Genomic DNA, 25,464 nt, shown 5'->3' on the forward strand with positions numbered 1-25,464 from the left:
ATTTGTCAATCCTCCTGTTGGGGTAAATAGTACGACCATGTACGAACACGGATTTCGGTAGCTTACATTGGCTAGCTTTGTGCCGGTGTGGTCAGGAGCGGATTTTGTAATGGGTACCCGTATCCTTATTTTGCCGATTGAATAAACCCTGATCAGATGTTCAAATTGCCTGAAAAACCCGAATCTATCTTTAGCCAAATGTCCAATTTGGCCGCTCAGCATCAAGCCATAAACCTTTCCCAGGGCTTCCCTGATTTTGAGGGGGATCCCTATTTAACCGAATTGGTTATCAAGGCCATGCAAGATGGGTATAACCAGTACGCGCCCATGGCCGGTGATTTGGGTTTTAGAGAGCGTATTTCAGCTATGGTTGACCGCTTATATGGTGCTCAATACGACCCTAATGCAGAAATAACCATTAGTAACGGTGCCACCCAAGCCCTATTCTGTGCTATGGCTTCCGTTTTAGAAAAAGGGGATGAAGTAATTGTCTTTAGTCCGGCTTATGATTCTTACAAGCCAGTGGTAGAACTATTTGGGGCCAAAGTCGTGGCCATTCCCTTAAAACCCCCACATTTTAGACCGGATTGGGGAGCGGTAACCAATCTTCTTACGACCAAGACCAAGATGATTATTATCAACAACCCACATAATCCCTGTGGTACGGTTTTAAGCTTGGAAGATATGCAAGCTTTAGAGCGGATTGTGGTTGAACATAAGTTGTGGTTATTGAGTGATGAAGTCTATGCCCATATGGTATTTGATGAAGTGCCCTTTTATAGTGCTTCGAGTTTGCCTGAATTGGCCAAACGCAGTTTTGTTGCGGCATCTTTTGGGAAGACCTTTCATAATACCGGTTGGAAAATGGGCTATTGTGTGGCACCTAAACTGCTGATGGATGAATATAGAAAGGTACATGAGTTTAACGCTTACTGTGTCAACCATCCCATGCAAAAGGCCATGGCGACTTATTTGGAAGAACCAGAGACCTATTTGGGGCTACCTGCTTTATTCCAGGCGAAACGAGATCGATTTTTAAAAGGGCTGCAGGGTACAGGTTTTACGGCCACGCCAACCCAAGGCACTTATTTCCAAGTATTGGATTATACCGCCATTACCGATGAGAACGATATAGATTTGGCCATTAGGCTTACCAAAGAGTTAGGGGTAGCCAGTATTCCCATGTCACGTTTAGATCTGTTCGGTAGGCAATTGGGGTATTTACGGTTTTGTTTTGCCAAAAAGGATGAAACCTTGGGGAAAGCAGTAGCCATTCTTAATGCACTATAATCTTAAAAACAGCCTTTTAATCAAATTCAGATGTAAAATGTAGTTGTACCGAGGGGTATTTTTGCTGGGTCATTTGTAATGAGAACATCGAATCGGCCAAAAATACCAATTGATTTTGTTTGTCTTTGGCCAAAAATTTCTGTTTTACTCTTTTAAATTCTAGGAACTCAGGGTTTTTCTCATCTTCTACGGATACCCAACAAGCTTTGTGTACCGGAAAGTTCTCATAAGAACATTTGGCACCGTATTCATGTTCCAGTCGATACTGGATTACCTCATATTGTAAGGCACCAACGGTTCCGATTACTTTTCGGCCGTTCATTTCCAGAGTGAATAATTGGGCCACCCCTTCATCCATTAACTGGTCTATGCCTTTACCCAATTGTTTAGATTTCATAGGGTCGGCATTATTGATATAGCGGAAATGCTCAGGTGAAAAACTAGGGATTCCTTTATAATGAAGTACTTCGCCTTCCGTTAGGGTGTCTCCAATCTTAAAATTACCGGTATCATGTAATCCCACGATATCCCCAGGATAACTGACATCTACGATTTCCTTCTTTTCCGCAAAAAAGGCATTCGGACTCGAGAATTTTAGTTTTTTGTTATTCCGTACATGCAAGTACGGCTTGTTACGTTCAAAGGTTCCCGATACGATTTTAACAAAGGCCAAGCGGTCACGGTGTTTGGGATCCATATTGGCATGGATCTTAAAAACGAAACCAGAGAATTTGGTTTCGTCGGATTTTACCAAACGCTCCTCAGCCATTTTATCACGGGGGGCTGGTGCTATGTCAATAAAACAGTCCAACAATTCCCTTACCCCAAAATTGTTCAAGGCCGAACCGAAAAACACCGGCTGCTGGGTCCCGGCACGATAGGCTTCGAGATCAAAGGCAGGGTATACCCCATCGACCAATTCGAGGTTCTCCCGTAAGGTGTCTGCCGCTTCAGAACCCACTAATTCGTCTAATTGAGGGTCGTTTACATCGTCGATGGCAATGGTTTCCTCAATGTTTTTTTTGCTGTCTCCACTAAAAAGGTTCACGTTTTTCTCGTAGAGGTTGTAAATACCCTTAAAGTCGTATCCCATCCCAATGGGGAAACTCATAGGGACGACACTTAATCCCAGTTTTTGCTCCACCTCGTCCAAAAGGTCAAAGGCATCCTTACCTTCACGATCCAATTTATTGATGAACACGATCATGGGAATGTTGCGCATACGGCAGACCTCTACCAGTTTTTCGGTCTGTTCCTCGACCCCTTTGGCCACGTCGATAACTACAATAACACTATCAACGGCTGTTAGGGTTCTAAACGTATCCTCGGCAAAATCTTTGTGTCCGGGTGTATCAAGAATATTAATCTTCTTATCACGATAAATAAATGCCAGAACAGAAGTAGCCACGGATATTCCCCGTTGACGTTCAATTTCCATAAAATCACTCGTGGCCGACTTTTTGATCTTATTGTTCTTTACGGCACCGGCCTCTTGAATGGCCCCTCCAAAAAGCAATAGTTTTTCGGTCAAAGTGGTTTTACCTGCATCGGGGTGGGAGATGATTCCGAATGTACGTCTTTTGGCAATTTCTTCTTGAAAACCCATGGATTCGATTTCCGGCAAAAATAGGGCATTTTGGTAAAATGTGACTTGCTATGCTATGACTGTGTCTAAATATTGAAACCCCTTTGCTGAATAAATGATGTAAAGGGGATTTTCGCGCTTAAGAAAAGGTGTTTTTTAAGGATTCTCCAATGGAAACGAATTGATTTGAGGAATTCGAAATAAGAATACGCTTAAGCGCTACATTTTGTCGATTATCGGTTTTTTGACGGATGTAATACTTCATTTGAGGTATATTTGAACTGTCTAAGAGCCGGAAGCGATTCCCCAATCTTAGTGTCCCTTCTTACTTAATTGTTATGGCGTTGATAACTAAGAACCAACGTCTATGATGCCATTTATACCTGTTATTAAATATTCTTTTCGGATCGTTTTTTTATTGGTTTGCCCCATATTCTTAATGTCCCACATTGATATTGAAATAGGTGGGTATGTAATAAAAGAAAACAATGAACCCTATTTTCATTTCACTTCATTATCTGTTTTAGATTCTGATGGTGATGGTATTAATAATGATATTGATATAGATGATGACAACGATGGGATATTAGATACTGAGGAGGACCTAAACCTTGACGGGGACATAGATTATACTACCAATCCATCTGATGTGGATGGTGACGGTATACCAAATTATTTGGATGTTGATTCGGATAATGATGGAATACTGGATAATAGAGAAGCTCAGTCCGATATTGACTTTGTACCTCCCAGCGGGAATGATCTAAATTCCAATGGCTTGGATGATGTGTATGAACAAAATGGAAAATTGGGATTAAATCCGGTCAATACTGATAGCCGAAAAATACCTGATTATTTAGATTTAGATTCGGATATAGATGGCATCTTCGACAATATTGAGGCCCAGTCCTTTTTATATTTTGTGACTCCATCAGGATTGGATACAAATTCCAATGGATTAGATGATGCTTATGAGGGAAGTTACGGATTTGGTATTATCCCTTTGAATTCGGATGATGATGAGTATTCCGATTTTAGGGATTTCGACTCCGACAATGATGGAATTAAGGATAAAGTAGAAGCCCAGTTGATAGCTAATTATCAACCGCCTTTAGAAGATGGAAATGATAATGATATTGATGATGCGTACGAGTCCGGTTTACAACCTTTTGATTCGGATGGGGATGGGCTTCCAGATACACGGGATATTGACTCTGATAATGATGGTGTCTTAGATAATCGTGAGGCGCAATATCATCTTGAGTATATAGCCCCTTCAGGTATCGATAATAATGGAAATGGAATGGATGATGTTTATGGTAGCGGGATTTTTCCGATTAGGACTGATTCCGATACCATCGCAGATTTCCGTGACATCGATTCCGACAACGACGGCATCCCGGATAATGTAGAGGGCCAACCTACCCAAGGGTATATTCCGCCAACGGGTAACGATGCCGATAACGATGGCCTCGACGATGCCTACGAGGGTGCGGGCGACGAAGGCATCACCCCCGAGGATACTGATGGTGATACCACGCCCGATTATTTAGATCAGGACAGTGACGACGACACGGTACCCGATAACAACGAGGGCAACGACTTCAACTTCGATGGCCAACCCGATCAGACCTATACCGGTACCGACACCGATGGTGACGGACTTGACGATGGCTACGAGGGCAGTGACGTAAACGATGGCTTCGACGTGAACGACGAGATCGACGATCCGGCCAACGATCTACCCGATACCGATGGTACCGAAGATGTGAACTACCGCGACCTGGACGACGACGGTGATGGGATCGAGACCGAAGATGAGGACGATAATGGTAACGGTGACCCTACCGACGATGATACCGACGATGATGGTACGCCAGATTACCTGGATCCCACCGATGATACGGATACCGATGATGACGGTGTCCCGGATCATACCGATATAGACGACGATAACGACGGTATCCTAGATACCACTGAGGACCCAAACAACGACGGGGACAACGACCCGTTGACCGATACCTTGGACAGTGACGGGGACGGTATCCCGAACCATAGGGATATCGATTCCGACAACGACGGCATCCCTGATAATGTTGAGGGCCAACCTACCCAAGGGTATATTCCGCCCACGGGCAACGATTCCGATAACGATGGCCTCGACGATGCCTACGAGGGCGTGGGCGACGAAGGCATCACCCCTGAGGATACCGATGGCGATACCACGCCCGATTATTTGGATCAGGACAGTGACGATGATACGGTACCCGACAACAACGAGGGCAACGACTTCAACTTCGATGGCCAACCCGATCAGACCTATACCGGTACCGACACCGATGGTGACGGACTTGACGATGGCTACGAGGGGAGCGACGTTAATGATGGCTTCGATGTAAACGACGAGATCGACGATCCGGCCAACGACCTACCCGATACCGATGGTATCGAAGATGTAAACTACCGCGATCTGGACGACGATGGCGATGGGATCGATACCGAAAACGAGGACGATAATGGAAACGGTGACCCTACCGACGACGATACCGATGATGATGGTACGCCAGATTACCTGGATCCGACCGACGATACGGATACGGATGATGATGGTGTTCCTGACCATACCGATATAGATGACGACAACGATGGTATCCTGGATACCGTTGAAGACCCGAACAATGATGGCGATAACGACCCCTTGACCGACCCCTTGGACAGTGACGGTGACGGTATCCCGAACCATAGGGACATCGATTCCGACAACGACGGCATCCCTGATAATGTTGAGGGCCAACCTACCCAAGGGTATATCCCCCCTACGGGCAACGATGCCGACAACGACGGTTTGGACGATGCCTACGAGGGCACGGGGGACGAAGGGGTTACCCCTGAGGACACCGATGGCGACACGACCCCGGATTATATCGATCAGGACAGTGACGACGATACGGTACCCGATAACAACGAGGGGAACGACTTCAACTTCGATGGCCAACCCGATCAGACCTATACAGGTACCGATACCGATAGTGACGGACTTGACGACGGTTACGAGGGCAGTGATGTGGACGATGGTTTCGATGTGAACGACGAGATCGACGATCCGGCCAATGATCTACCCGATACCGATGGTACCGAAGATGTAAACTATCGCGATTTGGACGACGATGGCGATGGGATCGATACCGAAGACGAGGACGATAATGGTAACGGTGACCCTACCGACGACGATACCGATGATGATGGTACGCCAGATTACCTCGATCCCACCGACGATACGGATACGGATGATGATGGTGTTCCTGACCATACCGATATAGATGACGACAACGATGGTATCCTGGATACCGTTGAAGACCCGAACAATGATGGCGATAACGACCCGTTGACCGACCCCTTGGACAGTGACGGGAACGGTATCCCGAACCATAGGGACATCGATTCCGACAACGACGGGATCCCTGATAATGTGGAGGGTCAACCTACCCAAGGGTATATTCCGCCAACGGGCAACGATGCCGATAACGATGGCCTCGACGATGCCTACGAGGGCGCGGGCGACGAAGGCATCACCCCTGAGGATACCGATGGCGATACCACGCCCGATTATTTGGATCAGGACAGTGACGATGATACGGTACCCGATAATAATGAGGGGAACGATTTCAACTTCGATGGCCAACCCGATCAGACCTATACGGGCACCGATACCGATGGCGACGGACTTGACGATGGCTATGAGGGGAGCGACGTTAACGATGGCTTCGATGTAAACGACGAGATCGACGATCCGGCCAATGATCTACCCGATACCGATGGTACCGAAGATGTAAACTATCGCGATTTGGACGACGATGGCGATGGGATCGATACCGAAGACGAGGACGATAATGGTAACGGTGACCCTACCGACGACGATACCGATGATGATGGTACGCCAGATTACCTCGATCCCACCGACGATACGGATACGGATGATGATGGTGTTCCTGACCATACCGATATAGATGACGACAACGATGGTATCCTGGATACCGTTGAAGACCCGAACAATGATGGCGATAACGACCCGTTGACCGACCCCTTGGACAGTGACGGGAACGGTATCCCGAACCATAGGGACATCGATTCCGACAACGACGGGATCCCTGATAATGTGGAGGGTCAACCTACCCAAGGGTATATTCCGCCAACGGGCAACGATGCCGATAACGATGGCCTCGACGATGCCTACGAGGGCGCGGGAGACGAAGGCATCACCCCCGAGGATACCGATGGCGATACCACGCCCGATTATTTAGATCAGGACAGTGACGATGATACGGTACCCGATAATAATGAGGGGAACGACTTTAACTTCGATGGCCAACCCGATCAGACCTATTCGGGCACCGATACCGATGGCGACGGACTTGACGATGGCTATGAGGGGAGCGACGTTAACGATGGCTTCGATGTAAACGACGAGATCGACGATCCGGCCAACGACCTACCCGATACCGATGGTACCGAAGATGTAAACTACCGCGACCTGGACGACGATGGCGATGGGATCGATACCGAAAACGAGGACGATAATGGTAACGGTGACCCCACCGACGACGATACCGACGATGATGGTACGCCAGATTATCTGGATCCCACCGATGATTCAATAAGTGGTGATTTGTTGGTTTTTGAGTTTGTAACGCCTAATGGTGATGGGATTAATGACTTCCTATTTATTCGTGGTGTAGAGCAGTACCCAGATAATAATCTCAGAATTTATAATAGATGGGGTATCGAGGTATACAATGGAAAGGGGTATAACAACGTTAATAATGTGTTCGATGGACGTTCTAGAGGTCGTTCGACCGTAAAAGTAAAAGAATACTTACCTTCAGGAGTGTATTATTACATTTTTGATTACGTAAAAGAAGACAAGTCCATAACTTTGAACGGTTATTTTTATACAAGTAAGTAGCAGCGTATGCACAACAAGAAAGTATGTTTTGCCCTTTTGTTTCTTTGGGCTTTAGGTTCTCATTTCGTAGCGGCACAACAAGATGCCCAATACACTCAGTATATGTTTAATACTATGAGTGTGAATCCGGCTTATGCCGGGTCTAGGGGGCAGCTAAGTATTGCCGCCTTATACCGTTCCCAATGGGCGGGACTAGAAGGAGCACCAAAAACACAGACCCTAAATTTACATTCTCCTATACGTAACAGTAAGTTGGGTTATGGGGTATCAATAGTTAATGATAATATTGGCGATGGAACTGTTCAAGAAACTTATTTGGACGGTGTGATTTCATACACCTTGGATGTAGGTTTTGAGAAAAAGCTTTCCTTTGGGCTTAAAGCGGGGGGAAGTTTGTTAAGTCTTGACTTTAGTAAGCTTCAAGGTTTTGAAAACGAACCCATTTCCCAACAAAATATAGATAATAAGTTTTCTCCCAATGTGGGCCTTGGGGTGTATTACCACACCAATGTGGCCTATTTTGGGGTATCGGTTCCTAATTTATTACAAACCGAACATTTTGATAACTCCTCTGCCGACACCTCGGGTTCAACCTTCCTCGTTAAGGAGCGGTTGAATTTTTATGTGATTGGTGGTTATGTGTTTGAACTCAACCCAAATCTTAAATTTAAACCCTCATTCTTAACCAAGGCGGTTTCAGGTGCACCGATTCAAGTGGATCTTTCGGCCAACTTTTTGCTAAATGATAGATTCTATCTTGGGGCGGCCTACCGTTGGGATGCCGCTGTAAGTGGATTATTCGGGTTCCAGATTAGTGATCAAATCATGCTGGGACTGGCGTACGATAGGGAGACTACCGAATTAGGGGCAACCCAATTCAATGACGGCTCCTTTGAGGTGTTTTTGAGGTTTGAACTGGTCAAGGCATTCCGTGGTCTGGTTTCACCTCGTTTCTTTTAAATGGTGTAAACATGCGGCAATTGGTGCTGGCCATCCTATGTATGGTAGGATTGGGCCAATTAGGTTTTTCCCAAGAAAGATTATTGGAAAAAGCCGACAAAGATTACAAGGAATTTTCCTTTAAACCGGCTATTGATATCTATGAAAAAGTCTGGGAGAAAGGTTATGTATCTCCAGATTTGTTAAAAAAATTGGGTAATGCCTATTATTTTAACGCCAATTATTCCCAAGCGGCAAAGGCCTATGGCGAACTCGTGCAAAAATATCCTGATAAAGTGGGGCCTGAGTATCACTTTAAATACGGGCAAACTCTTAAATCCTTAGGAAAGTCGGAAATGGCACGAGAACAATTCGAGCTTTTTGCCAAGGGAACCGACGACGACTTAAGGGCCGTACTTATGGAAAAAGATACGGCCAATGATACAAGTGGACCACGTTTTAAATTAGGGAAATTCGAGCATAATTCTGAATATTCCGATTTTGCCCCATCTTTTTATAATGGACATTTGGTTTTTGCTTCCGATCGGGATACTGGAAATTTTTCCAGATACCGTCATACTTGGAACCAGCGTGATTTTCTGGACTTATACGAGGTTACTACGGACTCTGCACAAATTCAGCATGTAGTAAAATTGGCCGGAGATGTCAATACTAGGTTGCACGAATCTACAACGGCTTTCAGTAAAGATGGCCAAACCCTGTATTTTACCCGAAACAATTTTAAGGAGGGTAAATACAAAAGGGATGAAGAGGGCTTTATTAGGTTAAAGATTTTTAAGGCAAGCCATACCGAAGAAGGTTGGCAAAACATTGCTGAGCTTCGCTTTAATGGTGATCGCTATTCCGTAGCCCACCCAACCCTAAGTCCCGATGGGAAATTTATGTATTTCGCCTCCGATATGCCCGGTGGATTTGGACAATCGGATATTTATAAAATAGAGATTAGGGAAGATGGTTCCTTTGGAAGGTTTGAGAATTTAGGCGATAAAATCAATACCGAGGGTCGCGAAACCTTCCCCTTTATGGCAGCCGATAGTACCTTGTATTTTGCCTCTGATGCCAGGGGAGGCTTGGGTGGCCTAGATATTTATGAAGTTCCTGCCGACCTAAGTAAAGCACCCCAAAACCTGGGAGCGCCAATTAATAGCGCCCAAGACGATTTTACTTTTATTATAAATTCCGAAAAAGGTGTCGGCTATTTTGCCTCCAATAGAAATGGTAATACGGAAACCGACGATATTTTTATGTTTAGCGATCGCGGACGCCCTTGTCAAAGACCTATTTCTGGTACGGTGCGCGATAAAATATCAGGAGAGGTACTTTCTGGTGCTACTGTAAAGGTCATTGATGGCAATAACCAAGAAGTGTCTAGTACGATTACTGATGCAGCTGGGAATTATAAAGTAGAGATTGATTGCAACAAAGTGAATTTTATTCGGGCCCTAATGCAAGGTTATGTGCCTTCTGAAGAGTATTTGGAAGCATCTAACGAAAAGCCTGGTATAGTCGATTTTTATCTGGAAAGGGAAACTGTAACAGCAGGTTATGGCGACGATTTAGCAAAATTGCTCCAACTGAGTACTATATACTTTGATTTGAATAAATATGATGTTAGACCAGATGCCGAGATAGAGATCCAAAAAGTAATCGCGGCTATGGAGAAATATCCAAGCTTGAACATTACCGTAAAATCCCATACCGATTCTAGGGGCAGGGATGCCTATAATTTATGGCTTTCGCAGATGCGTGCCGAGTCTACGGTAGATTATATGGTCTCTAAAGGAATTGCCCGTATTCGATTGGAAGGCATAGGTTTTGGAGAGACCCAGTTAATCAATGATTGCGGTAATGGTGCAAATTGTCCGGAAGATGAACATGAATTGAACCGAAGATCGGAATTCATAATCAAGGAGTAAAATTTCCTTTAATTATATTAACCTCTATAAACTGGCTATGGGTTTTTCCCTCTGGCTTTCTAAACCTCCTACTTTCTTGGGGTAGCCGTTATGGTCATTACCAGGAAAAATGATGAATGGTGTTTATACGGCCATTAGAGATTTAAAATTTGTTGTTTTTCCTGTATTTCATGCTGGTTATTAAAACCTTCTGATAAAATTCAGGATTGTTTTCTTACAGAACAACTCATTTTTTCTCAAGGGTTTTCGTACTTCATATTAGCCGTCGATTAACCATCCAATTTATTCGTTGTAGGTAAATACGTTTATTGCGTCAGGAAAACGGCTTCCGTGAAAACAGGTATTTCATCGACATTTTAGCTCATTTTACAACAAATCTTTCCTTTAGCGGTTTAATTCACTGAATTTTGTTGTAGGAAATTCCCATTTCTTACCCAAAAACACTAAACCACAGTTCTATGATTAGAACGCACACAACCTACAAAGGACATCTGTCCGGTCGCGAAAAGCTTTCCAGTTCGAAGGCAAATACGCTATGGCAAACATTCCGTTCCGTTTATTCGTTAAGTCTGAATGGTTTCTATTTGCTAGTAGCTATATTGTTTTTTGTTTCTACAAGTTTGAAAGCGCAGCAAAACGATCCTGCCGTTACAGCGCCAAGTATTAATCCAATTCCCTTTACCTATCCTGCCGGCGGCGATTATGGTTTTAGGGTGATTAATAATGGTTATGATGATGTGCTGGTAAACCCTGGCGATGATTTCAGGATTAATATGATTTTTGGGAAGTCGGAGATTACCGACATGGCGAATCCCATCAATGCCTTGTCCGGAAACGGCGTGGCCATGTTCAGTTGGACCTATTTCGACAACCCTGCGGGAGATGATATACTCGAGGGGACTTTGATAAATCCATTACAACCGGGCATTGGGTATAACATTAATGTAACCGTTTTGCCGAAAACGAGTTCCACGGCAAATGATGTTGGTTTTTTAGTGAATATTATCCCTTCTTTCGATGTAAATTCCAAAGGAAATTTAACCAGCAATGACGATACCAACCGATTTACCCGAGCTGTGTTGGATACCGATAATGATGGAGTAGAAGATGGACTAGATATTGACGACGATAACGATGGCATTCTTGATATTGTTGAGGTACCTGATTCCGATGGGGATAATAATCCTTTAACTGAGTCCGTGGATAGTGATAATGATGGGGTTCTAGATCATTTGGATACCGATTCCGACAACGACGGTATCCCCGATAATATAGAGGCCCAGACCACTGCAGGATATATTGCTCCATTGGGTGCCGACGCCGATGGCGACGGATTGGACGATGCCTATGAGGGTAGCGGCGATGAAGGGCTAACCCCGGTGAATACCGATACTACCGACCAACCCGATTATCTAGATACTGATAGTGATAACGATACGGTTCTAGATAATAACGAAGGCAATGACTTTGATTTTAATGGGCAACCTGATGCTACTTATTTGGGTATTGATTCCGATTTTGACGGATTGGACGATGGTTACGAAGGCACCGATGTTAATGATGGCTTCGATGTCAATGACGAAATAAACAACCCAGCCACCGATTTGCCGGATACCGATGGTACCGAAGATGTAAACTACCGCGATACCGACGACGATGGCGATGGTACCGATACTGAAGATGAAGATGATAATGGTAATGGCGACCCCACCGACGATGACGGTGATGGTAACGGAACACCAAATTATTTACAACCCACTGACGACGATGACGATGGTGTGCCAAATTCCCTAGATATAGACGATGATAACGATGGGATATTGGATGCTGTTGAAGATGCCAATACCGATGGTGATAACGATCCACTGACCAATTCTACCGATAGCGATAATGATGGTAGACCCGATCATTTGGATATCGATTCCGACAACGACGGTATCCCCGATAATGTAGAGGCCCAGACCACTGCAGGTTATATTTCCCCATCGGGTACAGATGCCGATGGCGACGGTTTGGACGATGCTTATGAAGGTAGTGGTAACGAAGGACTAACCCCTGTAAATACCGATGGAGTCGATCAACCCGATTATCTAGATACTGATAGTGATAACGATACCGTGGCCGATAACAACGAAGGCAACGATTTTGACTTCAACGGTCAGCCCGATTGGTCGTATACCGGAACCGATAGTGATAATGACGGTTTAGACGATGGTTATGAAGGTGCCGATGTTAACGATGGCTTCGATGTCAATGACGAAATAAACAACCCAGCCACCGATTTGCCGGATACCGATGGTACCGAAGATGTAAACTACCGCGATACCGATGATGATGGTGATGGCACCGATACCGAAGATGAAGATGAAGATGGTAATGGCGACCCCACCGACGACGATGACGATGGTAATGGTACCCCAAATTATTTGCAACCCACCGACGACGATGACGATGGCGTGCCAAATTCCCTCGACCTAGACGATGATAATGATGGTATATTGGATTCTGTAGAAGATGCCAATATCGATGGCGATAACGATCCACTGACCAATTCTACCGATAGCGATAATGATGGTAGACCCGATCATTTGGATATCGATTCAGATAACGATGGTATCCCCGATAATGTAGAGGCCCAGACCACTGCGGGTTATATTGCCCCGTCGGGTACCGATGGCGATGGCGACGGATTGGACGATGCTTATGAAGGTACTGGAAACGAAGGACTAATCCCTGTAAATACCGATGGAGTCGATGTGCCCGATTACATAGACTTGGATAGTGATAACGATACCGTGACCGATAATAACGAAGGTAATGATTTCGATTTCAACGGTCAGCCCAATTGGTCGTATACCGGAACCGATAGTGATAACGACGGTTTGGACGATGGTTACGAAGGTGCCGATGTTAATGATGGTTTCGATGTCAATGACGAAATAGACAATCCGGCAACCGATCTACCCGATACCGACGGAACCGAAGATGTAAACTACCGCGATACCGATGACGATGGCGATGGTACCGATACTGAAAACGAAGACGGAAATGGCAACGGTGATCCAACTGACGATGATGACGATAATGACGGTATTCCGAATTACTTGGATCCAATAGACGATACCCCAACAACCGATACCGATGGCGACGGAGTTCCCGATGAAATTGATATAGATGATGATAACGATGGTATTCTAGATTCGGTAGAAGACGACAATCTTGATGAAGACAATGACCCACTAACCAACCCTTTGGATATGGATGGCGATGGTTACGCAGATCATTTGGATCTAGATGCTGATAATGATGGTATCCCTGATAATGTTGAAGCCCAAGCCACATTCGATTATCTGGCACCTTCGGGTACCGATGCGAACGCTAATGGTTTGGACGATGTCTATGAAACCAGTGGCTCGCAAGGCATTACCCCCGAGAATACCGATGGTACCGATTATCCCGACTATTTAGACTTGGATAGTGATAATGATTTTGTGGCCGATCATATTGAAGGGCATGACTACGATGCCAATGGTTTGGCCGATACCGATTTTATAGGAATCGATACCGACGGCGATGGTCTTGATGATGGTTACGAAGGAACAGATGTAAACGATGGGTTCGACATCAACGATGAAATCAATAATCCCGCAAGTAATTTACCCGATACCGATGGTACCGAAGATGTTGACTATCGTGATACCGATGACGACGGAGATGGTATCGATACCCGTGAGGAAGATGATAACAACGACGGCAATTTCGCTAATGATGATGCTGACGGTGATGGCATCCCCGATTATTTAGATCCAGACCCGAAAGATTTGGATATAGAAGTTTTCAATGTGGTGACCAATAATGGCGATGGTGTGCATGATTATTTCAAGATCAAAAATCTAGAGCGTTTCCCAGAGAATACAGTACAGATTTATAACCGTTGGGGTGTCATGGTTTATGAAGCCCAGGGCTATGATAATTCAACCATATACTTTGATGGTACATCACAGAATAAGAATACCATTCAAGAAGACAACAAATTACCCGTTGGTACCTATTTCTACATTTTGAATTATGTAAGAAATGGCGAATCGAAAAATAAATCGGGTTACCTATACCTTAACCGATAAGCACCTGACCATGTTTTATTCCCCCAAATCTTTCATGCATAGGCTGTGCCTAATGTTTTGTATTGGCCTGACCACCTTTACCTGGGCTCAACAAGATGCCCAATATACCCAATATATGTACAATACCATGAGTGTAAACCCTGGTTATGCAGGGTCTCGTGGGCATTTGAGTGTGGCAGCCTTATACAGGAGCCAATGGTTTGGTCTTGAAGGGGCACCCCAGACAGGGACGTTTGGCCTACATACCCCAATTGGTTATGGAGGTATGGGATTGGGTTTGTCTATTGTAAATGATAAAATAGGCCCAAGCGATGAGACTTTTGTAGATTTCGATACCTCATATACCATATTCTTAAGCGGTTCGGCCAATCTATCATTTGGATTAAAGGCCAGTGTACACCTATTAGATGTTAGGTTTACCGACCTCAATCAAGAATTCCCCGATACAAGTTTGCAGCAGAACATAGATAATAAATTGTCGCCGAATATTGGGGCCGGGGTGTATTACCATACCGACAGATTCTATGCCGGTATCTCGACCCCGCGTATTCTCGAAACCGAACATTTCGATTCTTCCAGTGGTTCTGTAGCTGCCGAACGTATGCATATCTACCTTATCGCAGGTTATGTAGCCGATATAGGTCCCCAGGTACGAATGAAACCTGCCATACTAACCAAGGCGGTAAGTGGTGCTCCCTTACAGGTAGATGCCTCTTTGAATTTTTTGTTCAGCGATCGTTTTGTTTTGGGAGGAGCGTATCGCTGGGATGCCGCTTGGAGTGCCATGGCTGGCTTTTATATCAAAGAAGGTATGTTTCTTGGGTTGGCCTATGACAAAGAAACCACAGAGCTTGGTAACACCGCCTTTAATGATGGTTCATTTGAAGTAATCTTACGCTACGACTTTATTAAACCGGCTTACAGAGGCCTACGTTCTCCTCGTTTCTTTTGATAAGGCATTGTTGTCATGTTTAATCAAATTTTTGTTCTAATATTTACGTTTTTATAGGCATCGTCTAAAGTAATTTTGGATGCTTAAGTTTGTAATAGGTAATTTATGAGTCGAGACAGATAGAATACGGTTGGTTCTAGAATGTCTAGCTATTAGGTATCGTCCTTTCATTTTCCAAAGGCAAGGGATATTTTCCATAAAAGAATGGATAATGCTTTTTTTTGAGGGTGTTTCCCTCTATTTTACTCTCGAGTTATAGTCGTTTTCATACACTTTCTCTTCTATTTCCTACTTTTTCACAACAATTATTAGCCCCTTGTGTCTAATCAATATTACATTTGACCGTAATAATCTTACATTTTATCGGAGAATTGGCACAACATCTATCCGATAAATAGTAAGCTTAACCAAGTCCTATGTTAAATGCTGTGAGTGAGAGGGTAGTCTGTACCCTCTCCCCACCACAGGTGGGGGAATGCTGTGTGAAAACAAATCATACCAACAAGCCAAATTCGACCGATAGCCGGTGGTCCAAAAAGAAAATCATTGGTTTTTATCTATTGGCCGGCCTATGCATTTTTACAACTGTTGCACAACAACAGCCCATAATATGGGTAAAAGCGGATAATGCGGTAAATGCGTCTTCTGGTGTTCCTGGTAATGGAACTACGGTTACCAACTGGTTTGACCAAGCTACGGCCAATGGTAGTCAGAATGGTGGAGGCGCATCTGCCCATCCCGGTCAAAACGAAAACTCGCTTCCCGGTTTACCTTTGTTTAGAAGAAATGCGGCCAATAATATTAATTATAACCCGGTAATTCGGTTTAACGGTAGTGGTGCTGGAGATGCGATTCAGTTTCAAAGTCCAAATGGACTAAACGATCAAAGTGTTTTCGTAGTTTTTGCCGCTCAAGGTTCAGGTACACAACAATACAATCAAAGATTGTTGTATGGGGGAGACATTTCCAACCCTTCGGGGGGTGGCCCCAGTAATTCCCGTTCCGATTTTTCGATAGGTGTTGCCAACAATAACCGACTGGCTTTTGGGGGTGGATCGCAAGGAGATTACTTTTTTACAGGTAATGTAAATTTAAACGGTAGGCCTACCATTGGTACGGTTACCCGTAATAGTAATGGGACTAGTAACACTACAATCAGGTCTCATGTTAACGGAACCCAGAATAGGGGTTCTACTACCGTGAATAATCTTGGAAATGGACGTCCAACGGCTAGTTTAGTGCGTATAGGGGAGCATTTCAGTAATACTTCATCAACCAACAGCCTTAACGGAAGAGTGGCTGAATTGTTGGTATATAATTCTGTTTTATCGACCAATCAACGCCAAAGGGTCGAATCTTACCTGGCATTAAAATATGGCATTACCCTAAATGCCAATACGAATAATCAACTGGGTTCTGTGGTAGGAAACACCAATTACGATTACCGCGATTCGCAAGGCGTAATTATTTGGAATAGGAATTCCCAATATCGATATGGGATTTCCGGTCTGGCGAAGGATGTATTTTTCGGTTTGGATCAGCGGATTTCGAGTAGTATACACTCTGGAAGCCGTGTAACCATGGCTTCGAATTCCGATTTTAACAATGATAACCTAGGAGGGTCCAGACCGGGCTTTTCGGGTAGCCGGAATTCATTGATTTGGGCAAATGACCACGGGAATCTTACCGAAACAACGACCGAACTACCTTCAATAGTTACTTCTCGAATAGCTCGGGAATGGAAAGTGCAAATGGCCTCAGATGGTATTCGAATGGCCGGGATTAGTAACGTTTCATTACAATTGGATATCGCGGGGATTAGTCTTACCAACTTGAATGATAAGACCCTGAAGTTGATAATTGACGAAGATGGTAATGGCGATTTTACTGATGGCAACATTCGCCTTGTTAATGTCGCTCAAATAGTTGGGAATGTAGCCCGATTCGATAATATCTCTTTTTCGGATGGGGAAGTTTTTTCATTGGCGGTCCAAAATATGACACCCTTTGATTGTAGCCCGGCTTTTTACCAAATAATAAATGGTCAATTAAAAGTATTTGACCCATCCAATGGGCAATATACCGATATTGGTTCCGCTTCACCAACCCGTATAAATGCTATTGGTTTCAATACTAATGACAACCTTATCTATGGTATTCCCACAGCTGCAGGAGTCGATTCTTTCGGAAATGCCATAGCTGTGAATGATTTGGTTCAAATTGATGCTACGGGCAAACTTCTTCGATTATTCCCTACCAATCTAGTTGGCCCAACCATTGCGGGAGATATTCAAAATGGATATCTATACGTGAAAAATGGCATTAGTGTTTATCGAATAAACCTGACCAACGGAAGCTCGACCCTGGTTGGAACTAATTTTGATGCTTCGGATATCGGAATTATCAATGGTCATATTTATGGTTTAAAAGATGACGTATTTCTCGATATGGAAATTGCAACGGGGAATGTGGTTACCAAACCAATTCTAAATTGTAACGGTACCGACCTTGGAGGGATTCATTTCGGAGCAACCTTTGTAAGCAACACTAACGATCTTTATTTTGCCGATAATTTCGGGGGACTCTATCGTATTGATGGGTACGATAGCCCTACACCCTGTGCTACTTTTGTAGCCAATTCCCAACCCACTACCATTAATGATGGGGCCAGTTGTCCCACAGCTTGTCCGCCTTTCGACTTAGATTGTGATGGGTGTTTGAACGATGTAGACCAAAACCCGAACACGGCCGATCCGGATACGGATGGTGATGGAATTGCCGATCCCTGTGATAGTGTGCCAGAAGCCCAGGACGACCAAAGCCAAATAGGTGAAGACCAACAACTGGATATACTGGTATTGAACAATGATATAATTGGTGCTGATGGTCCGGCAATTCCGACGTTAAGTATTCCTAGTGCTAGTTCTTCTCAAGGGGGTACAATCCAAGTACAGGATAACGGAACACCCAACAACCCTCTGGATGATTTTATCCAGTATACCCCAGCTGTTAATTTTAATGGAATTGATACATTCATTTATACCCTAACCGATGTTGATGGGAATACTGATACGGCTATAGTTACCATCACCGTGATTGAGGATTCAGATGAAGATGGAATAGATGATATTTCGGATTTAGACGATGATAATGATGGTATACTTGATGTCAATGAATGTGCACAAGATAAACCTACTAATATTACCTTTAATACCCCTACTGATGGTACGATGCAGTTACCCTTATCTGGGGCCACAGTGAATTGGGAAATAACTAATACATTTTCTGGGGTTAACGGTCATGTGATGGATTCTGGAAATTCCAGTAACAATGAGCTATTCTTTCAGTATAACGGAGATGATTACAATGTAGTCGCTGATTTTGAATTGAATGGTGTTCCTGCAACAAGTGAGATGCAATTAAGTTTGTTCGGTTATTTAGACGCCGATACCCAAATTGCACCCCCAATTGATTTCGGTTCTAGATTTGGAACATACACTATTAGTTGGACAGATGATGGCGGCAATCCGGTTCCCGGTATGGCTATTTTATTAGACCCATTGGATCAACTCAAGGGAGCAGATGGATCTACAGAAATAAATATTCTTCAGAGTGGAGGGACATTTACACAGCCCGTTCAAGTTCCTGGCTCGCATCCTGGTTTGAATCCATCAGGGGTATGGCTAAACAATGCCTTAGAATGGTCCATCATTTTCCCAAAAGGAGCTACAAAATTTACCATTAATGCTCAAGACGGAAGGAGTATAGAAGGCTTCCGTTTTTCTGCGTTGGAAACTAATTGCGCCAATACTGATGGAGATGCTTTTCCAGATTATTTAGATGTGGACTCTGATAACGATGGTTGTCCTGATGCTATGGAAGGAGCAGGTAACTTTGTGATTTCCGATTTGACCTCCAGCCAAAATTTGGCCGATGCCGATGAAGGTACTGTCAATGCTCAAGGCGTACCAACAAATTCAGGAAGCCCACAAGGGAATAATACAGCGGTTATAACCGCCGATACAGTGAGTATTGCCACACAACCGACAGACCAAGAAAATTGTGAGAACGGAAATGTAACATTTACGATACAGGCCAATGCCAGTTCAGCCCTGAACTATCAATGGCAGCTAGATTCAGGCTCTGGTTTTGTCGACATTCCAGGGGAAACCAACCCAAGTTTAAGCCTTAATAATCTAATTATAGGGCAAGATGGTAACCAATATAGGGTGCATGTTAGCAGCAGTGATAACAGTTGTGGTTTAGTATCAGATTCTGTTCGTTTAACGGTTTATGGCCTACCCACTACGGCCAACGCAGGTCTAGACCAAGAAAACTGTAACGCTGCCAATTTTACCTTGGCAGCGAATGCCCCAACGGTTGGCAACGGTCAATGGACGGTAGTCAGCGGTACCGCGACGATTACCGATGCGACCTCTCCCATTTCCACTATAAACTTGACTTCGCCAACGGCTACTTTACGATGGACGATCTCCAACGGCAGCTGTTCCGATAGTACCGATGAGGTGGTATTGACCAATCATGCCTTGCCCACCATGGCCCAAGCAGGCCTGGACCAAGAAAACTGTAACGATGCCAATTTTACCTTGGCAGCGAATACCCCTGTGGTAGGTACCGGTCAATGGATGGTAGTTAGCGGTACAGCTACGATTACCGATGCTGCATCCCCCATTTCTACCATAAACTTGACTTCGGCCACGGCTACTTTACGTTGGACCATATCCAACGGTAGCTGCACCGATAGTAGCGATGATGTGGTTTTGACCAATCATGCCTTGCCCACCGTGGCTCAGGCTGGTATAGACCAAGAAAACTGTAACGATGCCGATTTTACCTTGGCTGGCAATGCCCCTGTGGTAGGTACGGGTCAATGGACTGTGGTCAATGGTACGGCCACGATTACCGATGCTGCATCACCCATTTCCACCATAAACTTGACTTCCACGACGGCCACTTTGCGTTGGACGATCTCCAATGGCAGTTGTACCGATAGTACCGATGATGTGGTATTGACTAACCATACTTTACCTACCGTGGCCCAGGCAGGAATAGACCAAGAAAACTGCAACGATGCCGATTTTACCTTGGCGGGCAATGCGCCAACAGTAGGTACGGGTCAATGGACTGTGGTCAATGGTACGGCCACGATTACCGATACTTCATCACCCATTTCCACCATAAACTTGACCTCAGCAACGGCTACTTTGCGTTGGACGATCTCCAACGGCAGCTGTACCGATAGTACCGACGATGTGGTTTTGACCAATCATGGGTTACCCACCGTGGCCCAGGCAGGCCTGGACCAAGAAAACTGCAACAATACCAATTTTACCTTGGCTGGCAATGCCCCAACGGTAGGTACGGGTCAATGGACTGTGGTCAGTGGAACGGCCTCGATTACTGATGATACCTCCCCCACATCTCCCATAAACTTGACTTCGGCAACGGCTACTGTGCGTTGGACGATTTCCAATGGTAATTGCGCCGATAGTTCTGATGAGGTGGTGCTGACCAATCATGCTCTTCCAGCAGCCCCAACAAGTGGTGGGGATCAGACCCAATGTTCTTCGGCAGGTATGGTTTTAACGGCAAGTGCCACTGTGGGTGTAGGTGAGAATTTGATTTGGTATGATGCCTTAACGGGTGGAAACCAAGTCGCCGACCCAAGTTTAAGCGTAGTGGGTACAGCAACATATTATGCTGAATCTGAAAATACTGCAAGCTCTTGTACAAGTACAAACAGAACCCCTGTAACCCTGACACTAAATACCTGCAGTTTTTCGGTCAATAAGATTCAGTCGGCTGGGCCAAGTCCGGTTACCGCTGCGGGAGAGGTATTGACGTATACCATCACCATTAGCAATACTGGAACCACGGATATTACCGGAATCGTTCCAACGGAGAACTATCCGGGAGCAGGAACGGGAACCCTGAGTATGGCTACTGAGAGCGGCACTGCCAATGGAATTTTGGAAGTGGGTGAGACTTGGATGTATACGGCAACCTATACGGTAACCCAAGCCGATATAAATGCCGGTACAGATCTCATCAATAGTATTGATATAGATAGTAATGAGACTGCTACGGTAACTAGTTCAACCTCAACCCCAGTGATCCAAAATGCTGGCTTGACCTTGACCAAAACGGTTACCACATCCGGTACCGCTTTGAACGATGTAATCGAATACACCCTTGTGGTAACGAATACGGGTAATGCGACCCTGACGGATATCGAGTTGACCGATGCGAATGCGACGATAGTATCCGGTATTCCGATCGCCAGTCTGGCTCCGGGTGCCTCCATAAACGTAGTGGCGCAACATACCATAACCCAATCCGATTTGGATCGAGGTTATGTAGAGAACTCGGCCACGGCCACGGGTGATAGTCCCATTGGTAACGATGATGTCGGCGATGTTTCCGATGCCGGGGACGAGACTTTGGAGACCCCGGATGGGGAAGGCAATACCGATGGTGACCCTACCAACGATCCTACTTTGAATTTACTACCGGCCAACCCGGAATTGACCTTGATAAAAACGGTGACCGCATCTGGTACGGCCTTGAACGAGTTGATCGAATACACTTTGGTGGTAACCAATACGGGGAATGTGACCCTGACGGATATCGAAGTAACTGATGTAAATGGCATAATAGTATCCGGAAGCCCTATTGCCAGTCTGGCCCCGGGTGCTTCTATAAACGTGGTGGCGCAACATACCATAACCCAGTCCGATTTGGATCGGGGGTACATAGAGAATTCGGCCACGGCCACGGGTGATAGTCCCATTGGTAACGATGATGTCGGCGATGTTTCCGATGCCGGGGACGAGACTTTGGAGACCCCGGATGGGGAAGGCAATACCGATGGTGACCCTACCAACGATCCTACTCTAAGCGTATTACCGGCCAACCCGGAAATAACCCTGACTAAAACGGTGACCACACCCGGTACGGCCTTGAACGATGTTGTTGAATATACTTTGGTGGTCACCAATACGGGTAACGTAACCCTGAGCGATATCGAGGTGACCGATGCCCATGCGACGATCATATCCGGTAGTCCGATCGCTAGTTTGGCCCCAGGAGCCACCATGAACGTGGTGGCGCAACATACCATAACCCAGTCCGATTTGGATCGGGGATATGTAGAGAACTCGGCCACGGCCACAGGCGATAGTCCCAACGGTACCGATGATGTCAGCGATGTATCCGATGCCGGAGACGAGACCCTGGAGACCCCCGATGGCACGGGGAATACCGATGGTGACCCTACCAACGACCCTACTTTGCTTCAATTGGGGTCTCAATCGGGCATTGGATTAATTAAAACGGCTACCTATGTCAGTGGTATAGGAAACCAAGCCGGTGACGTAGTGCGCTATCAATTTGAAATATACAATTTGGGTAATACCCGATTATACGATATAAACCTAAGGGAAGTTGTGTTTGGCGGACAGGGTACTGTACCTAATCCTGTCTATGTAAGCGGGGGCCAGAACCTGAATGCTGGCGAAGTGGTTGATTTGAATGTTGGTTCTGCCCCCCTTATTTTTAGTGCCGAATACATCCTAACCCAAACCGATGTCGATTCCGGAACAATCAGTAATCAGGCCGAAGTTTCGGCAAATGAGCCGAACGGAAACCTTATTACTGACCTTTCCGACCCTGACTCTACAATGGCAGGGGCCAACAATGCTACCATAATACGAACCTTACCGGATCTCGATGAAGATAATGACGGCATTTTAGATGCTTGGGAAGATCTGAATTTGGATGGAGACGATAATCCTGCAACCGACCCTACGGATTCTGATGCCGATGGTATTCCCGATTATTTAGATATAGATTCGGATAATGATGGCATCCCGGATAATGTGGAGGCTCAAACCACTTTAGGGTACATTCCACCATCTGGCAACGATACGAACGGAAACGGATTGGATGATGCCTATGAGATAAATGGAACAGGATTAACACCAATCAATACCGATGGAACCGACCTTCCGGATTATTTGGATGAAGATAGTGATAACGATGGGGTAAGAGATAATATCGAAGCCCATGATCGCGATAAAAATGGCTTGCCCGATGTTACCCTATTAGGAGTAGATACTGATGGTGACGGATTGGATGATGCTTTCGAGTCGGGGAACCTCAATGATATCGATGTCAACGATGCCTTGGACGATCCAATGAACGACTTGCCTAATTCCGATGCCTCGGATGAGGTAGATTACCGGGATACCGATGACGATAATGATGGCATACCAACCCGAAGGGAAGATGTTGATGGAAACGGTGATTTTAGTAATGACGATGCCGATTTTGATGGTATTCCCGATTATCTCGATCAAAATGTTAAACCTGAAGGTCCAGACGATGGAATATCGGTTTACAATGCCATCACCCCCAATAACGATGGTAAAAATGATGTCTTACGCATAGAGGGTATAGAATTCTACCCCGATAATACATTGAGAGTTTATAACCGATGGGGGGTCTTGGTTTTCGAGAAAAGGGGATACGATAATAGAAACGGTCTATTCGACGGAAGCTCTACCGCACGGGCCACTTTGGCTACCGATAATAAATTACCGGTCGGATCTTATTTCTATGTGCTCGACTATGTAAACGACCAAGACCAAGATAAGCAGCGAACAGGCTACCTATACATTAACAGATAAGATGAAGTTGACCATGATGCAAAAAAAAATGCCACAGTTCAAAAAACTGTTGGTACTGGTAATTCCCTTGTTAAGCCTTACTAGTTGGGCCCAACAAGATGCCCAGTATACCCAATATATGTACAATACCCAAGGGATCAATCCGGCCTATGCCGGTACCCGCGGACAATTAAGTTTGGCCGCCTTATACCGTAACCAGTGGGTTGGGGTAGATGGGGCCCCAGAGTCCGCCACCTTGAATGCGCAAGCACCCATAGGGGAATCGGGTATTGGCTTAGGGCTTTCCATTGTAACCGATAAGGTGGGGCCCACCCAAGAGACGGCCTTCGATATCGATTTTTCCTATACGATACCATTAAATGTTGCCGCGGATCTATCCTTCGGTCTAAAGGCCAGTGGGCACCTTTTGGATGTGCGATTTTCGGAGCTCAACAGTTATGATCCCGATGATGCCGTATTGCAAAACGATATCCATAATCGGTTTTCACCCAATATAGGGGCCGGACTGTATTATCATACCGACCGATTCTATTTAGGGCTATCGGTACCCCGAATATTGGAAACCGAACATTTCGATTCCTCAAGTTTGGCCACCGCCACCGAGCGTATGCATTGGTACTTGATTACGGGTTATATCTTTGAAGCCAATCCAAATTTAAAAATAAAACCTGCCTTGCTTACCAAAGCGGTAAAAGGGGCCCCATTACAAGTAGATATGTCATTGAATTTTATGTTGCGTGACCGTTTTGTCCTTGGGGCCGCCTATAGGTGGGATGCCGCTCTAAGTGCCCTGGCCGGATTTCATATCGGAGATGGTTTGTTTTTGGGACTCGCTTATGATAGGGAGGTGACCGAATTGGGCAATACGGCCTTTAACGATGGCTCTTTTGAGGTAATCTTGAGATACGATTTTATGGATAAATCCAGTAGATTCTTAAAATCCCCTAGATTTTTCTAGGGTGTGTT

General features: G+C 45.1%; 9 protein-coding genes. 8 read left to right on the forward strand and 1 reads right to left on the reverse strand.

What is annotated here, in order from left to right:
* Positions 1 to 156 precede the first annotated feature (156 nt).
* Positions 157 to 1,290: a methionine aminotransferase gene (locus tag B7P33_RS17350; RefSeq protein WP_097443476.1), complete on the forward strand. Its 1,134-nt coding sequence runs from the start codon at positions 157 to 159 to the stop codon at positions 1,288 to 1,290.
* A gap of 16 nt (positions 1,291 to 1,306) precedes the next feature.
* Here the strand turns inward: B7P33_RS17350 and B7P33_RS17355 are convergent, their stop codons facing one another.
* Positions 1,307 to 2,896 (reverse strand): peptide chain release factor 3, encoded by a 1,590-nt coding sequence (locus B7P33_RS17355; protein ID WP_097443477.1) that lies wholly within the window; start codon positions 2,894 to 2,896, stop codon positions 1,307 to 1,309.
* Between the two features lie 418 nt (positions 2,897 to 3,314).
* On the opposite strand from B7P33_RS17355, the gene B7P33_RS19700 reads away from it, so the two are divergent.
* The 7 genes from B7P33_RS19700 (at position 3,315) to B7P33_RS17390 (ending at position 25,456) form a co-directional block, all read left to right on the forward strand.
* Positions 3,315 to 7,838: a gliding motility-associated C-terminal domain-containing protein gene (locus B7P33_RS19700; RefSeq protein WP_245871823.1), complete on the forward strand. Its 4,524-nt coding sequence runs from the start codon at positions 3,315 to 3,317 to the stop codon at positions 7,836 to 7,838.
* A 6-nt stretch (positions 7,839 to 7,844) separates the two neighbouring features.
* The gene (locus B7P33_RS17365; RefSeq protein WP_097443478.1) at positions 7,845 to 8,798 is read left to right on the forward strand and encodes a PorP/SprF family type IX secretion system membrane protein; all 954 of its coding nucleotides are present in this window, start codon (positions 7,845 to 7,847) and stop codon (positions 8,796 to 8,798) included.
* A gap of 11 nt (positions 8,799 to 8,809) precedes the next feature.
* Positions 8,810 to 10,714 carry an OmpA family protein gene (locus tag B7P33_RS17370; RefSeq protein ID WP_097443479.1) on the forward strand — a complete coding sequence of 635 codons (1,905 nt, stop codon included), beginning with the start codon at positions 8,810 to 8,812 and terminating at the stop codon, positions 10,712 to 10,714.
* Positions 10,715 to 11,172: 458 nt separating this feature from the next.
* Positions 11,173 to 14,838, forward strand: a complete 3,666-nt coding sequence (locus tag B7P33_RS17375; RefSeq protein ID WP_245871824.1) for a gliding motility-associated C-terminal domain-containing protein — start codon at positions 11,173 to 11,175, stop codon at positions 14,836 to 14,838.
* 34 nt (positions 14,839 to 14,872) lie between these two features.
* A complete protein-coding gene (locus B7P33_RS17380; protein WP_172435987.1) occupies positions 14,873 to 15,790 on the forward strand; it encodes a PorP/SprF family type IX secretion system membrane protein in 918 nt (305 codons plus the stop codon).
* A gap of 416 nt (positions 15,791 to 16,206) precedes the next feature.
* Positions 16,207 to 24,498, forward strand: coding sequence for a DUF7507 domain-containing protein (locus tag B7P33_RS17385; protein WP_097443480.1), 8,292 nt, complete (start codon positions 16,207 to 16,209; stop codon positions 24,496 to 24,498).
* A gap of 1 nt (position 24,499) precedes the next feature.
* The gene (locus tag B7P33_RS17390) at positions 24,500 to 25,456 is read left to right on the forward strand and encodes a PorP/SprF family type IX secretion system membrane protein (protein WP_245871826.1); all 957 of its coding nucleotides are present in this window, start codon (positions 24,500 to 24,502) and stop codon (positions 25,454 to 25,456) included.
* Positions 25,457 to 25,464: the final 8 nt, after the last annotated feature.

The sequence above is a fragment of the Sediminicola luteus genome, from assembly GCF_002514735.1.
Taxonomy (GTDB): Bacteria; Bacteroidota; Bacteroidia; order Flavobacteriales; family Flavobacteriaceae; genus HQA918.

What these genes read in the sequence shown, in the direction of transcription:
- B7P33_RS17355 (WP_097443477.1), bottom strand. Translation starts at nt 2,896, where the DNA reads ATGGGTTTTCAAGAAGAAATTGCCAAAAGACGTACATTCGGAATCATC.
- B7P33_RS17365 (WP_097443478.1), top strand. Translation starts at nt 7,845, where the DNA reads ATGCACAACAAGAAAGTATGTTTTGCCCTTTTGTTTCTTTGGGCTTTA.
- B7P33_RS17370 (WP_097443479.1), top strand. Translation starts at nt 8,810, where the DNA reads ATGCGGCAATTGGTGCTGGCCATCCTATGTATGGTAGGATTGGGCCAA.
- B7P33_RS19700 (WP_245871823.1), top strand. Translation starts at nt 3,315, where the DNA reads ATGTCCCACATTGATATTGAAATAGGTGGGTATGTAATAAAAGAAAAC.
- B7P33_RS17375 (WP_245871824.1), top strand. Translation starts at nt 11,173, where the DNA reads ATGATTAGAACGCACACAACCTACAAAGGACATCTGTCCGGTCGCGAA.
- B7P33_RS17380 (WP_172435987.1), top strand. Translation starts at nt 14,873, where the DNA reads ATGCATAGGCTGTGCCTAATGTTTTGTATTGGCCTGACCACCTTTACC.
- B7P33_RS17385 (WP_097443480.1), top strand. Translation starts at nt 16,207, where the DNA reads ATGTTAAATGCTGTGAGTGAGAGGGTAGTCTGTACCCTCTCCCCACCA.
- B7P33_RS17350 (WP_097443476.1), top strand. Translation starts at nt 157, where the DNA reads ATGTTCAAATTGCCTGAAAAACCCGAATCTATCTTTAGCCAAATGTCC.
- B7P33_RS17390 (WP_245871826.1), top strand. Translation starts at nt 24,500, where the DNA reads ATGAAGTTGACCATGATGCAAAAAAAAATGCCACAGTTCAAAAAACTG.